Origin of the sequence: Streptomyces sp. NPDC050610 (assembly GCF_040654875.1) — a bacterium.
Classification (GTDB): Bacteria; Actinomycetota; Actinomycetes; order Streptomycetales; family Streptomycetaceae; genus Streptomyces.
Window position 1 is genome coordinate 169,124 of record NZ_JBFAIV010000013.1, and the last position, 14,006, is coordinate 183,129.

Annotated in this window: 10 protein-coding genes; 6 read left to right on the forward strand and 4 right to left on the reverse strand. The window is 71.5% G+C overall.

Annotation, left to right across the window (positions count from 1 at the left end):
* Positions 1–15: 15 nt before the first annotated feature.
* From AB0I22_RS18440 to AB0I22_RS18450, 3 genes are all read right to left on the reverse strand, one after another.
* Entirely contained in the window at positions 16–1,179 is a 1,164-nt protein-coding gene (locus AB0I22_RS18440) for a serine hydrolase domain-containing protein (protein WP_363131835.1), read from the reverse strand.
* 172 nt (positions 1,180–1,351) lie between these two features.
* The gene (locus tag AB0I22_RS18445) at positions 1,352–3,103 is read right to left on the reverse strand and encodes a TIGR03767 family metallophosphoesterase (protein WP_363131836.1); all 1,752 of its coding nucleotides are present in this window, start codon (positions 3,101–3,103) and stop codon (positions 1,352–1,354) included.
* A 456-nt stretch (positions 3,104–3,559) separates the two neighbouring features.
* Positions 3,560–4,021, reverse strand: coding sequence for a VOC family protein (locus AB0I22_RS18450; RefSeq protein WP_363131837.1), 462 nt, complete (start codon positions 4,019–4,021; stop codon positions 3,560–3,562).
* A 278-nt stretch (positions 4,022–4,299) separates the two neighbouring features.
* Between AB0I22_RS18450 and AB0I22_RS18455 the strand changes: the two genes are divergently transcribed.
* The 6 genes from AB0I22_RS18455 to pepN all read left to right on the forward strand — a co-directional run bounded on the left by AB0I22_RS18455 (position 4,300) and on the right by pepN (position 12,595).
* The gene (locus tag AB0I22_RS18455; protein WP_363131838.1) at positions 4,300–7,617 is read left to right on the forward strand and encodes a S8 family serine peptidase; all 3,318 of its coding nucleotides are present in this window, start codon (positions 4,300–4,302) and stop codon (positions 7,615–7,617) included.
* Positions 7,618–7,788: 171 nt separating this feature from the next.
* A complete protein-coding gene (locus AB0I22_RS18460; protein WP_363131839.1) occupies positions 7,789–8,100 on the forward strand; it encodes a hypothetical protein in 312 nt (103 codons plus the stop codon).
* Positions 8,097–8,372, forward strand: coding sequence for a hypothetical protein (locus AB0I22_RS18465; RefSeq protein ID WP_363131840.1), 276 nt, complete (start codon positions 8,097–8,099; stop codon positions 8,370–8,372). Before AB0I22_RS18460 ends, AB0I22_RS18465 begins: the two co-directional genes overlap by 4 nt.
* Before the next feature lie 140 nt (positions 8,373–8,512).
* Positions 8,513–9,541: an aspartate-semialdehyde dehydrogenase gene (locus AB0I22_RS18470; protein WP_363131841.1), complete on the forward strand. Its 1,029-nt coding sequence runs from the start codon at positions 8,513–8,515 to the stop codon at positions 9,539–9,541.
* 113 nt (positions 9,542–9,654) lie between these two features.
* Positions 9,655–9,825, forward strand: coding sequence for a hypothetical protein (locus tag AB0I22_RS18475; protein WP_363131842.1), 171 nt, complete (start codon positions 9,655–9,657; stop codon positions 9,823–9,825).
* Positions 9,826–10,030: 205 nt separating this feature from the next.
* Complete coding sequence (pepN, locus tag AB0I22_RS18480) at positions 10,031–12,595, forward strand: aminopeptidase N (RefSeq protein ID WP_363131843.1); 2,565 nt, start codon at positions 10,031–10,033, stop codon at positions 12,593–12,595.
* Between the two features lie 220 nt (positions 12,596–12,815).
* Here pepN and AB0I22_RS18485 read toward each other — a convergent pair whose 3' ends face one another.
* Positions 12,816–13,790, reverse strand: a complete 975-nt coding sequence (locus tag AB0I22_RS18485) for an acyl-ACP desaturase (RefSeq protein WP_363131844.1) — start codon at positions 13,788–13,790, stop codon at positions 12,816–12,818.
* Between the last annotated feature and the right edge of the window lie 216 nt (positions 13,791–14,006).

Below are 14,006 nucleotides of genomic sequence, written 5' to 3' on the forward strand. Positions count from 1 at the left end.
TGCGAGCGGGAGCGGTCAGCGCAGTGCGGTGAGCGCCTTGTCCAGCGGTGAACGGGCGCCCGTCGCGGGGGCCTTGCCGCAGTACTCGGCCTCCATCACGGGGCCCCACTCGCCCGCCCAGTCCCCGTTGAGGTTGAAGGCGGCGGTGTGGCGGCCGTCCGGGGTGGAGGTCGCCAGGGAGAGCGAGCCGTGGATGCCGCCGTCGTGCATCCAGATCTCCTTGCCGCACGGCAGCTTCGCCCAGGCGACGCCGAGGCCGTAGCGGAAGACGGTGTTGGCGGGGTCGACGGCCACGGTGGTCAGCAGCTCCTTCTGCTGTGCCGCCGGCAGGAGGTCGCCGCCGAGCAGCGCCCGGTAGAAGCGGTTGAGGTCGCCCGTCGTCGAGATGATCTCGCCGGCCGCGCCGCCCCACGAGGGGTTCAGCTCGGTGACGTCGTGGATCTTGGCGTTCGGTTCGGCGGTGAGCGGGCTGTACGCGCGTCCGTGCGGGCTCGGCATCCGGGCCGACGTGCCGGGCAGCGTGGTGCTGTGCAGGCCGAGCGGCTCGATGATCCGCCGCTCGATCTCGTCGGCGTACGAGTGGCCGGCCGCCTTGTCCACGATCATCCCGGCGAGGATGTAGTTGGTGTTGGAGTATTTCCAGCTCGTGCCGGGCTCGAACTCCGGCTTGTGCGACACGGCGACGCGCACCAGCCGCTCGGGGGTGTACGTGTCGTAGCGGTGCTCGAAGAACCCGTCGGAGAGGTTGTGGAGTATGACGGGGTCCTCGGTGTAGTTGAAGAGCCCGCTGGTGTGGTTGAGGAGCTGACGGATCTTGATCTTGGAGCCGTCGTTGCCGTGGCCCTGGACCGCGCCGGGCAGCCAGTGCTCGACGGTGTCGTCGAGGCTCAGCTTCCCCTCCGACTCCAGTTGCAGCAGGACGGTGGAGACGAACGCCTTGGTGACGCTGCCGACCCGGAAGCGGTCGGCGGCCTTGCGGGGGCGCTCCGTTCTCAGGTCGGCGACGCCCGCGGAGCCGTTCCAGGTCCCGTTCCCGTCCCGTGCCTGCCCCAGGGAGCCCGGCGCTCCGGCCGCCACCTGGGCGTCCATGGCCTGCTGCGTGGCGGTGTGGCCGTGTCCCCGGCCGGTCTCCGCCTGTGCGGGGGCGGCGAGCGCCGCCACGGTCAGGGCGGCGCTCACCGCCGTGCCTATCAGTCCGTTTCTTACCGTGCGCGTGTTCACTGCGTTCCTCCAACGGTTGCGGACATGCAACCGAGAGGACTCCGGCACGGCCCGCACCGTTGCTTCGCCCCTGTCCCTCCGGTGAGTTCGAGCCACAGGGCGTACGCGCGTACCGGCGCGGGGCGGCGGATCAGCGCCGGGGCAGCAGCAGTTCGGTGTTGCGGTCCCCCAGGGTCCCGGCGAGGCCGGTGCTCGCGCCCGGGGCGTTGAAGGCCAGTTCGCGGTAGAGGGCGGCCAGGCCCGTCTGGGAGAGGTCGTGGAAGTCGGTGCGGTGCGGGGCGGCCGACTCGATGAGGGTGGTGAAGAGCGAGACGGTGCCGTCGTGGTTGTCCGTCACCTCGATGACGCGGGCCAGTTGGGGGTAGTCGACGTGCGAGGCGGTGGAGATCTCCCAGAAGGTGCCGCGCGGCGCGATCTTGTTCTTGTGGCTGTGGCCGTTGATCCAGGCGAGCACGTTGCGGTGGCGGCGGAGCACGGCGATCAGCTCGTCGCCCTCGTGCCGGGCCTCGCCCGGGCGGGCCGGGTCGGGCGTCGTGTTGTTCATGCTCCAGCTGGGGTGGTGGCTGAAGACGAGCGCGTACTGGTCCTTGTGCTCGTTCAGGGTCCGCTCCAGCCAGCGGAGCTGGGCGGTGCCCAGCGAGCCCTGGTAGTGGCCGCCCGGGTCGGTCGAGTCGAGGCTGATGCCGATGACGCGGTCGGAGATCTTGAAGGAGTAGTAGAGGGTGCCCGCGTCGAGGTTGGCCTTGCCGTAGCCGTGGCCGACGGGGCCCGCGCCGGTGTGCGCCGGGTCGAGGTGCGCGGCCAGATAGTCACGCGTGGTGGTGGGGGCGCGGCGCGGGTCGGGGGTGATGGTGCGCATGTCCTTGCGGTGGGCGCGCAGCAGCTCCTCGATGTGCTTGCCCTTGGGGTCCACGCCGCCCGCCTCGCCGTCGAGGATGCGCTTGGCCTCGGCGGCGCCGATGGACTGGAGCTTGCGGTCGCCGGTGGCGACGTCCGCGATGAAGCTGCCGACGCCCGGGTAGCAGCCGCCGGAGAGCCCGTCGTGGTTGCCGTAGGTGGAGTACCAGGGGACGGCGAGGCCGGGGCTGTTGACGGTGCGGGTGGCGGCGGCGAGATAGCCCGGCAGGTGCGGGAAGCCCTGCTGTTTGTCGGCGTCGCGCAGGGTGCTCTCGGGGTTCCAGAAGAGCTTGAGCCCGCTGTTCTGCACGCCTTCGTAGTGGCTCGGGTGGCCGGTGTTGGGGGTGATCCGGCCGCCGGCCATGGCGGTGAGGAACCAGTCCAGTTCGGCCTTGGAGTTGTTGTCGCCGTTGTCCCCGGTGGTCATCACGAAGGAGAGCGGGGTTCCGGTGGCGGGGCCGGTGCGCAGCGCGTTGACGCGCTCGATGAGGGAGACGACGCCGGGCATGGTGAGCGCCTCGTGGGGCCGCCAGGAGCCGGTGTTGCCGGCCCGGAAGAACTCGTAGCGCAGCGGGTGCTGCACGTCGGTGAGGTGGAGGTCGGTGAACTGCACGAAGGAGGCGACGGTGGTGCGGCGGTCGGCGCGGCCCTTCTTGGCGGCGGCCAGGTCGGTGCGGGTCTGCCGGGGCCAGCCGGGGCCGTCGCCGAGCCGCCGGAAGGGGCCGGCGCCGCGCGGGGCGGCCACGGAGGCGAGGGTGGTGCCGGCTTTCGAAGCCGCCGCGGGTACGGCGGGGACGGCGCGGGCGGCCGCCCCGAGGCTCTCGGCCGCGCCGGGGGCGGCGGGCGGGGAGGCGGTCGCGGAGCCCCCGCCCGGCCCGAAGGCGAGGCCGAGGCCGGTGGCGGCGCCGACGGCGCCCGTGGCGGTGAGGAAGGTGCGGCGGTCGAGGGCGGCGGCTGCGGAGCGGATACGGGACCTGCGTGACATGCCTGTCTCCCCGAGTGCGAACGCGAATGTGGCCGACGGCCGTGGCCGACCTGTCACAGAGGATCGTTGGCATCGGGAGTGACCTGAGCGTTAACGCGGTGGCAACGGCCGCCGCCGATCGCTTCACATCGATCTTGGCTGTTGCGAATCGCCATGCGGGGCTCGCCGAATGGAGCGCCGGCGCTCACGCGGAGTTCACCGGACGTGGGAACACGCCGGGCGTACGAGGGGCGGACGGCGGGCGGTCCGCGCGCCCGGCGGACGGCGGACGGCGGACGGCGACAGCGGCCGGGCGCGGGGTGCACGGCGGGCAGCGGGTCAGCCGGGCGCGGCGTGCACAGCGGGCAGCGCACGCAGCAGGCAATAGGCAACAGGCAACAGGCAACAGGCAACAGGCAACAGGCAACAGGCAACAGGCAACAGGCAGACGGTGTCAGCCGGCCGCCCGCGAGCCGCTCAGAAGAACCCGCACGTGGGCGCCTCGTTGACCGGCGCGGCCAGCCCCTCCGCGCCGGACGGGGCGAAGAGTTCCAGCCGGGTGCCGTCCGGGTCGTGGAAGAAGACGCCGCCGGAGGGCGTGCCCTGGCCGTGCGGCACGATGCCCTCGTAGTGGAAGTCCGCGCCGATGGAGCGCAGTACGGCCTCGGCCGCCCGTACGTCCTGGATCCGGTCGACCTCGAAGGCGAGGTGGTGGAGGCCGGAGCGGTCGCCGTCGTACGGGCCGCTCGCCTGCTGCCAGAGGGTGACCGCGAGTTCCCCGTCGCGGCCGAGGAACGCGAAGCGGCGGCCCTCCCCCGCGTCGGCCGCGCCCTCGCGGAGCACCTCGAAGCCGAACACCCGGGTGTAGAAGGCGATCGAGCGGTCGATGTCGGTGACGTTGAGGCCGACGTGCCCGGTGCGCAGCTTGGCCGAGACCATGGGGTTCCCCTCCCGCCGGGGACCGGGCCGCTCCCGGCCGCCCGCTGCCGACGACAGTAGGAGCGGCCTTCGCGGGCGGTCAACCACGCACGGACGCTGACCGCTTGACGGCTTTATTGCCGTTTCCTCACCTGTGGCACATGGCGGATTTACGCCATCATTACTTTGGGCACCGACAACCCTCCCCAAACAGCCATCACTTGCGTGAAGGTGATCGGTCATCCGGTGTCGATTTTCGGATTCCGGACCTTCAGCACCGAAGACCGAAGAAGGACGCGATGACCTCTGATCCTCAAGCCCCGTCCGCCGGCGGCGCGAGACGCACGGCCCGAATAGCGGTCGCCGCGGGCCTGGTGGCCGCGCTCGCCGCGCCGATCCCCGCGCTGGCCGCGGGCCACGGTCCGGGCGCGAGCCCCGACCCCGGCCCCGCCAAGACCGCCGCGGCGGCCAAGCTCGGCCCGCACGACGCCCAGCTGCTCGCCGACGCCAAGGCGGACGGCGACAAGAACGTCACGCTGATGATCGCCACCGCCCCCGGCCGGACCGCGCAGGTCGCCGGGGAGTTGGACGCGGTCAAGGGCGGCTCGGTGGGGCGTACGTACGACAAGCTCGGCTACGTACGGGCCACCGTGCCGACGTCCCAGGCGGACGCCGTCATCGCCAAGGCGCAGAAGCTCGACTCGGTGCACGGCATCGACCTCAAGCAGGAGATCAAGCTCCCGGACCCGTCGCCGCGCGGCGACGCCGCGAAGGGCGTGCAGGCGGCGCGGACCGGCAAGGCCGCGTACCCGGCGCCCGGCAAGCACACCCCGGCCAAGAACCCGTACCAGCCCGCCCACGAGACGGGCGCCGTGGACTTCGTGCGGGATCACCCCAAGGCCGACGGCCGGGGCGTGACCATCGGCATCCTCGACTCGGGCGTCGACCTCGGCCACCCGGCGCTCGCGAAGACCACCACGGGCGAGCGCAAGATCACCGACTGGGTGACGGCCACCGACCCGATAGTGGACCAGGACGGCACCTGGCGGCCCATGACGACGGCCGTCAAGGGCCCCGCCTTCTCCTTCAACGGCCGTACGTACCGGGCGCCCGAGGGCTCGTACAAGGTCAGCCTCTTCCGGGAGAGCGCGACGGCCGGCGGCGACATGAAGGGCGACCTGAACCGGGACGGCGACACCACCGACTCCTGGGCCGTGCTCTACGACCCGGCCAAGGGCACCGTCCGCGTGGACCTGGACGACGACGGCGACTTCGGCGACGACGAGGAGATGCGGCCGTACAAGGAGGACCACCAGGTCGGCTACTTCGGCAAGGACGACCCGGCCACCCCGATCGCCGAGCGCATCCCCTTCGTCGTGGAGATCCGCAAGGACGTGCCGATGGACCCGTACGGCGGGGACTGGACGGGGAAGAAGGCCGACTTCGTCAATATCGGCGTGGTCGAGTCCGAGCACGGTACGCACGTCGCGGGCATCACCGCGGCGAACGGGCTGTTCGGCGGCCGGATGAACGGCGCGGCCCCCGGCGCGAAGCTCGTCTCCTCGCGCGCCTGCACCTGGAGCGGCGGCTGCACCACCGTCGCGCTCACCGAGGGCATGATCGACCTCGTCGTGAACCGGGGCGTCGACATCGTCAACATGTCGATCGGCGGGCTGCCGCCGCTCAACGACGGCAACAACGCCCGCGCCGAGCTGTACACCCGGCTCATCGACACCTACGGCGTCCAGCTCGTCCTCTCGGCGGGCAATGACGGGCCCGGCGTCAACACCATCGGCGACCCGGCGGTCGCGGACAAGGTGATCAGCGTCGGCGCGTCCGTGTCGAAGGCCACCTGGGCCGCCGACTACGGCTCCGTGGTGGAGACGAAGAACGCGATGATGCCGTTCTCCTCCCGCGGCCCGCGCGAGGACGGCGGCTTCACGCCGACCCTCACCGCGCCGGGCGCGTCCGTCAACACCGTGCCGACCTGGGAGCCGGGGGCGCCGGTCGCCGAGGCCGGCTACCAGCTGCCGCCCGGCTACGCGATGCTCCAGGGCACCTCGATGGCGTCCCCGCAGGCGACGGGCGCGGCGGCGCTGCTGATCTCCGCCGCCAAGGAGCGCCACCACGTGCTGCCGCCGGCCGAGCTGCGCACGGCGCTGACCTCGACCGCCAAGAAGATCAAGGGCGTCCAGGCGTACGCGCAGGGAGCCGGCCTCATCGACGTGAACGAGGCGTGGGAGGCGATCCGGGACGGCGTGAGCGTCCAGGAGTACACCGTGAAGGCGCCGGTGAAGACCTCGCTGGCCGGTTCGCTCAAGACGCCGGGGTTCGGCACCGGCCTCTACGACCGCGAGGGCGGCCTGAAGACGGGTGAGAACCGGACGTACGACATCAGCATCACCCGCACCACCGGACCCGACCGCCCCATCTGGCACGAACTGGAGTGGAAGAACAACGACGGCACGTTCCGCATCGTCGGCGACGACGAGGTCAAGCTGCCGCTGAACCGGCCGGTCACCGTCAAGGTGCGCGCCAAGGCCCGTACCGCCGGTGTGCACAGCGCGATCCTGACCGTGAACGACGACCGCACCTGGCCCGTCGACAAGCAGATCCTGACGACGGTCGTAGCCGCGGAGCCCCTCGCGAAGCCGTCGTACGCGGTCAAGGAGTCCGGCTCCGTCCAGCGCAACGCCACCACGTCGTACTTCGTGGACGTGCCGAAGGGCGCCAAGTCGCTGGAGGTCGCGATGAGCGGCCTGCGGTCCGGCAGCCAGACCCGGTGGATAGCCATCAGCCCGTACGGCGTCCCGGCCGACCCCACCTCCACGCCGAACTGCTACCCCAACTACCCCAACCCGGCCAACACCTGCCGCCCGGAGCTGCGTTCCTACCCGGACCCACTGCCCGGCGTCTGGGAGTTCGAGGTCGAGGCCCGGCGCACCTCGCCGCTCCTCGACAACCCCTTCACCCTGACGGCCACCGCCCTCGGCGTCACCTTCGACCCGGCCGAGCGCACGATCCCCGAGGCCAAGGCCGGCACGCCGACCCCCGTCTCCTGGACCGCGTCCAACGGCTTCGCCGCCATCGACGGCAAGCTGCGCGGCGGACAGCTCGGCTCGTCGGTGTCCGACCGGCCGACGATCAAGCAGGGCGAGACGCGGACCACCAAGGTCACCCTGGGCGCGGGGGTCACCCGCCTCGACGCGTCGATCGGCCGTGTCTCCGACGCCAAGGCCGACCTCGACCTGAGCGTCTACAAGGACGGCAAGGTCGTGGCGTCCTCGACGAAGGGCGACTCGGAGGAGTCCGTCTCCCTGTCGAAGCCGGCCGCGGGCGAGTACACCGTCGAGGTCACCGGCTACTCGGTGCCGGGCGGCTCCACCGCGTACGACTACCGCGACGTCTACTTCGCCCCGTCGCTGGGCGAGCTGCGCACGGACGAGTCCAAGCCGGTCCACCTGGCGTCCGGCGCCAAGGCCGAGGTGAGCGCCGAGGTCATCGCGGCGACCGCCCCGCCCGCCGGCCGCGCCCTCTTCGGCGAGGTCCAGCTCCTGAACGGCTCGGGCACGGTCGCCGGGAGCGGCGCGGTGAAGATCGAGAAGGTGGTGGGCTGACGTACCGAGTGAGGCCGGGGCGGGCGCTCGTTCGGGGCGCCCGCCCCAGTTTTTACGGATGCCGTCGCCGTCCCTAAGGCAGACTGGTGCGCACCAGGACTACTGAAGGGACACAGCTTTGTGAGCGCGCAGCCCGCACACCCTCAGCGACCCGACGAGCCCCTGTTCCCCATGCCACCGCTCACCGAGGCGGCACTGCGGGTGGCCGTCACCAAAGTGGACCTCACAGCGGCCGTCCGTTTCGAGCAGGAATTCCACGCGGCCTGGCAGGAGGCCGTGCAGACCGACTGCACCGTCCCCATGCATACCTTCCTGTACCGCTGGGGCATGTTCGTGGCACTGCGCCGATATCCGTCCCGCGCGGCCAGACTCGACGAGCTGGAACGGGCCGTCGGCCGGGCCACCGACCGTGAGGAAGCCCGTGCGAGCTCCGCGGAGCTGGCCGCGCTCTTGGGCGAGGCCGCGAGCGAGGTCTCCGGGTGACCGAGTGGGCATGGGAATACCTGCCGGACGCGGAGCAGGTGGTCGGTGGCCTGGACCCTGGTGTCCAGAGCGAGGTGGAGTACCTGGCCGGCAGGCTGGCCGACGCCGCGTCCGTCAGACACTTCGGCGATCCGCCGATCCATGAATCCGGCGTATCGCGTCTGCTGGACCACGCAGAGGGCCGCCTCATCCTCTGGTACCAGGAGCATCGTCGCCTCGCCACGGTCTTCGTGGTCCGCGTTCAGCACTGGCCGGCCGACAGTCATACGTGATCCGCGTCACCCGAACCCCTCCCTCCTCTTCAACAGATTGGACAAAGCGACCGCACCCCGACGCATGATGGGGCGGCTTGTCCAGGCCAGCGTCGTCCAGGTCAGAGCCAGACCGCATCAGTTCGTGCGAAGGAGTCAGCGTGAGGATCGGAATCGTCGGAGCCACCGGTCAGGTCGGCGGGGTCATGCGCAAGGTGCTCGCCGAGCGCGACTTCCCCGTCGAGGAGCTGCGGCTCTTCGCCTCCGCGCGGTCCGCCGGCCGCATGCTGCCGTGGGGCGGGACGGAGATCGCCGTCGAGGACGCCGCCACCGCGGACTACTCCGGCCTGGACATCGTGCTGTTCTCGGCCGGCGGCGCCACTTCCCGCGCGCTCGCGGAGAAGGTCGCGGCCCAGGGGCCCGTCGTGATCGACAACTCGTCGGCCTGGCGGCTCGACCCCGAGGTGCCGCTCGTCGTCTCCGAGGTCAACCCGCACGCCGTGGCGGACCGCCCCAAGGGCATCATCGCCAACCCGAACTGCACCACGATGGCCGCCATGCCCGTGCTGCGCCCGCTGCACGCCGAGGCGGGGCTGACCGCGCTGGTCGCCACCACCTACCAGGCCGTGTCCGGGTCCGGGCTCGCCGGGGTCGAGGAGTTGGACGGGCAGGTCCGCAAGGCCGCCGACGGCGCCACCGAGCTGACCCACGACGGCTCGGCCGTCGAGTTCCCCGAGCCGGGCGTCTACAAGCGTCCCATCGCCTTCAACGTGCTGCCGCTGGCCGGCGCCATCGTCGACGACGGCAGCTTCGAGACCGACGAGGAGCAGAAGCTCCGCAACGAGTCCCGCAAGATCCTGGAGATCCCCGGCCTCAAGGTCTCCGGCACCTGCGTCCGGGTGCCCGTCTTCACCGGCCACTCGATCCAGGTCAACGCCCGCTTCGAGCGCCCGCTCACCGTCGGGCGCGCGTACGAGCTGCTGGGCGAGGCCCCCGGCGTCGAGCTGTCCGAGATCCCCACCCCGCTGGAGGCCGCCGGCCGCGACGCCAGCTACGTGGGCCGTATCCGCGTCGACGAGACCGCCCCGAACAGCCTGGCGCTGTTCCTCTCCAACGACAACCTCCGCAAGGGCGCGGCCCTGAACGCCGTCCAGATCGCGGAGCTGGTCGCGGCGGAGCTGCGCGGCTGAGCCGATGCCGAACGGTGGTGGGCCGCCCTGGAGGCGGCCCACCACCGTTTTCGCCTCGGAACAGGCGCGCCTCCGGGCACGCGCGGGCGCACCGTGGCCACTGCCCCCTGACCTTGAAGGCGGAAGGCTACGACGGGCGGTGGACGCCGCGCGTACTGCCGCTCTCGCACGCCCGCCGCCTCACCGGGACCGTCGAGGGCCGCGGCCCCGGCCTGCTCGTCTACGACGGCCCGGCGGGCCTCCTGGACTTCGCCCGCCGCGGTCACGACGTCGTCACCGTCTGATACCACCGCGAGACCGGCGCCACCTGGGACGAGGGCGGCATCGGCCTGCCGGTCGACGAGATCGGCACGGTGGAGCCGAGCGTCCCGCTGTCCGGCTCCGGCCTGCCGCGCGTCGGCGCGGACGGCGATTGGAAGTGCTCCGTACGCACGTAACCGGACTCGTGGAAGGATGGCCGGAATAGTCGCGACACAAGGAGATGCCCCGGTGCCTGGTACGAACCTGACCCGCGAAGAGGCGCAGCGGCGGGCGCGCCTGCTCACTGTCGACTCGTACGAGATCGACCTCGATCTCTCCGGCGCGCAGGAGGGCGGCACCTACCGGTCGCAGACCGTCGTGCGCTTCGACGCCGCCGAGGCGGGCGCGGAGTCGTTCATCGACCTGGTGGCGCCGGCCGTGCGCGAGGTCGTGCTCAACGGGACCGCGCTGGACGCCGCCGAGGTCTTCGCGGACTCGCGGATCGCGCTGCCGGGCCTGCTGGCGGGGCGCAACGAGCTTAAGGTCGTCGCGGACTGCGCGTACACGAACACCGGTGAGGGCCTGCACCGCTTCGTGGACCCCGTGGACCAGCAGGCGTACCTCTACACGCAGTTCGAGGTGCCGGACGCGCGCCGGGTGTTCGCGTCGTTCGAGCAGCCCGATCTGAAGGCGACGTTCCGGTTCACCGTGACGGCCCCCGAGGGCTGGACCGTGATCTCGAACTCCCCCACGCCCGAGCCCGCCGGCAACGTCTGGAGCTTCGAGCCGACGCCGCGCATCTCCTCGTACATCACGGCGCTGATCGTCGGCCCGTACCACTCGGTGCACAGCAGCTGGGAGGGGAACGGCCGCAGCGTGCCGCTGGGCATCTACTGCCGCCCCTCGCTCGCCGAGCACCTCGACGCGGACGCGATCTTCGAGGTGACGCGGCAGGGCTTCGACTGGTTCCAGGAGAAGTTCGACTACGCCTACCCCTTCGCCAAGTACGACCAGCTCTTCGTGCCGGAGTTCAACGCGGGCGCGATGGAGAACGCGGGCGCGGTGACCATCCGCGACCAGTACGTCTTCCGCTCCCGCACCACCGACGCGGCGTACGAGCGGCGGGCCGAGACCATCCTCCACGAGCTGGCCCACATGTGGTTCGGCGACCTGGTGACCATGGAGTGGTGGAACGACCTGTGGCTGAACGAGTCGTTCGCCACCTACACCTCCGTCGCCTGCCAGGCGTACGCGCCGGGCAGCCGCTGGCCGCACTCGTGGACGACCTTCGCCAACTCCGAGAAGACCTGGGCGTACCGGCAGGACCAGCTGCCCTCCACGCACCCGATCATGGCGGAGATCCGCGACCTGGACGACGTCCTGGTCAACTTCGACGGCATCACGTACGCCAAGGGCGCGTCCGTGCTCAAGCAGCTCGTCGCCTATGTCGGCATGGACGAGTTCTTCCGCGGCGTGCAGGCGTACTTCAAGCGGCACGCCTTCGGCAACACCCGCCTCGCCGACCTGCTCGGCGCGCTGGAGGAGACCTCCGGGCGCGACCTGAAGACCTGGTCGAAGGCGTGGCTGGAGACCGCGGGCATCAACATCCTGCGCCCCGTGATCGACGTCGACATCGCCGGCACCATCACCTCCTTCGCCGTCAAGCAGGAGGCCCCGGCGCTGCCGGCCGGCGCCAAGGGCGTCTCGACGCTCCGCCCGCACCGCATCGCCATCGGCTGCTACGACCTCCAGGACGGCAAGCTCGTCCGTACGGACCGGGTCGAGCTGGACGTGGACGGCGAACTGACCGCGGTGGAAGCCCTCGTCGGCAAGAAGCGCCCCGCCGTCGTGCTGCTCAACGACGACGACCTCAGCTACGCGAAGGTCCGCCTGGACACCGAGTCGCTCGCGGCCGTCACCCGGCACCTGGGCGACTTCACCGAGTCCCTGCCGCGCGCCCTGTCCTGGGCCTCGGCCTGGGACATGACGCGCGACGGCGAGCTGGCCACCCGCGACTACCTCGATCTGGTGCTGTCCAACATCGCCAAGGAGACGGACATCGGCGTGGTGCAGTCGCTGCACCGCCAGGTCAAGCTGGCGCTCGACCTGTTCGCCGCCCCCGACTGGCGCGCGGAGGGCCTCGCCAAGTGGACCGACGCCGCGCTGGAGCAGCTGCGGGCCGCGGCCCCCGGCAGCGACCACCAGCTCGCGTGGGCGCGGGCGTTCGCCGCGGCGGCCCGTACGGACGAGCAGCTCGACCTGATCGCCGGGGTGCTGGCGGGCACCGAGACCGTCGAGGGGCTGACCGTCGACGCGGAGCTGCGCTGGGCCCTGCTGTGGCGGCTCGCCGCCACCGGCCGCGCCGACGAGCAGGCCATCGCGGCCGAGCTGGAGCGCGACCGCACCTCGGCCGGCGAACTGCACGCCGCCACGGCCCGCGCCGCCCGGCCCACCGCCGAGGCGAAGGCCGAGGCGTGGGCGTCGGTCGTCGAGTCGGACAAGCTGCCCAACTCCGTGCAGGAGGCTGTCATCGGCGGCTTCCTCCAGACCGACCAGCGCGAGCTGCTGGCCCCGTACACCGAGAAGTACTTCGCCGCGGTGAAGGACGCCTGGGACAGCCGCAGCCACGAGATGGCGCAGCAGATCGCGGTCGGCCTCTACCCGGGCCTCCAGGTCTCCCAGGCCACCCTGGACGCCACGGACGCCTGGCTCGCCTCGGCCGAGCCGAGCGCGGCGCTGCGCCGCCTGGTCACGGAGTCGCGTGCGGGCATCGAGCGCGCGCTGAAGGCCCAGGCGGCGGACGCCGGGCGCTGACGCACCCGGCTGCCGGCCGTACGGACAGGGCCCCGCGGCGCGGAAACGCGCGGCGGGGCCCTTCCGCATGGGTGGCCGAGGATTCCGTTGTGCACGGCCGCGGGAGCCCGGATGGTTGCTCAGGCGTGGGCGGCCGAGCTGCGGGCCGCCGCGCTCGCCCTGGCAGCCGCCCCGCCGCCCGGCCCCGGCTGCTGACCCGGCCGGCTCCCGCTCGGCTTTCTCAGGCGCGCTCGGCGCGCGCCTGGCGACGGGCCAGCAGGGCGGCGCGGCGTTCGTCGAACTTGACGGCCTGGTCGTCGAGGCCGCCCATGTACAGGCCCAGTTCCTCCTGCGCCTTCAGCCCCTCCGGGCCGAGGCCGCTGATCTCCAGGACCTTGAGGTAGCGCAGGACGGGCTGGAGCACGTCGTCGTGGTGGATGCGGAGGTTGTAGATGCCGCCGATCGCCATCTGGGCGGCGGCCCGTTCGAAGCCGGGGATGCCGTGGCCGGGCATGCGGAAGTCGACGACCACGTCCCGTACAGCGCTCATGGTCTGGTCGGGGGCCAGCTCGAACGCCTTTCCGAGCAGGTTGCGGTAGAAGACCATGTGCAGGTTCTCGTCGGTGGCGATCCGGGACAGCATGCGGTCGCAGACCGGGTCGCCGGAGTGGTGTCCGGTGTTGCGGTGCGAGATGCGGGTGGCCAGTTCCTGGAAGGCGACGTAGGCGACCGAGTGCAGCATGCTGTGGCGGTTGTCGGACTCGAAGCCTTCGGACATGTGCTGCATGCGGAAGTTCTCCAGCGCGACCGGGTCGACGGCGCGCGAGGCGAGCAGGTAGTCGCGCATGACGATGCCGTGCCGGCCCTCCTCTGCCGTCCAGCGGTGCACCCAGGTGCCCCACGCGCCGTCGCGCCCGAAGAGGGTGGCGATCTCGTGGTGGTAGCTGGGGAGGTTGTCCTCGGTGAGGAGGTTGACGACGAGGGCGGTGCGGCCGACGTCGGTGACCTTGGACTGCTCGCGGGACCACGCCTCGCCGCCCATGACGCCGTCGAAATCACGGGCGTCGCTCCACGGCACGTACTCGTGCGGCATCCAGTCCTTCGCGACGCCGAGGTGGCGGTTGAGCTCGGTCTCGACGACTTCTTCCAGCGCGTACAGCAGCTGGCTGTCACTCCACGCGGCCTGGCCGTGGTGGCGGGAGGGGGCGATGGTCACAGCGGGCTCCAGGGGACGTCTGGGAACGATCGTATGATCGATACTTACGGTTCCGTAGGTTACGCCACCGTAGGTTAAGCCGGCCATAAACAGCAAGGGCCCCCTCCGCTGATTCGGAGGGGGCCGTTCCGGAGCAGGGCCGGGGAATCGGCCAACTGCGGGGCGCCTCGGACCGGTTCCGTCGACGCGCAGGACACAAAGGGAGCAAAGGCGCAA

Coding starts and splice junctions, on each gene's coding strand:
- AB0I22_RS18445 (WP_363131836.1), bottom strand. CDS start 3,103: ATGTCACGCAGGTCCCGTATCCGCTCCGCAGCCGCCGCCCTCGACCGC.
- AB0I22_RS18450 (WP_363131837.1), bottom strand. CDS start 4,021: ATGGTCTCGGCCAAGCTGCGCACCGGGCACGTCGGCCTCAACGTCACC.
- AB0I22_RS18455 (WP_363131838.1), top strand. CDS start 4,300: ATGACCTCTGATCCTCAAGCCCCGTCCGCCGGCGGCGCGAGACGCACG.
- AB0I22_RS18460 (WP_363131839.1), top strand. CDS start 7,789: ATGCCACCGCTCACCGAGGCGGCACTGCGGGTGGCCGTCACCAAAGTG.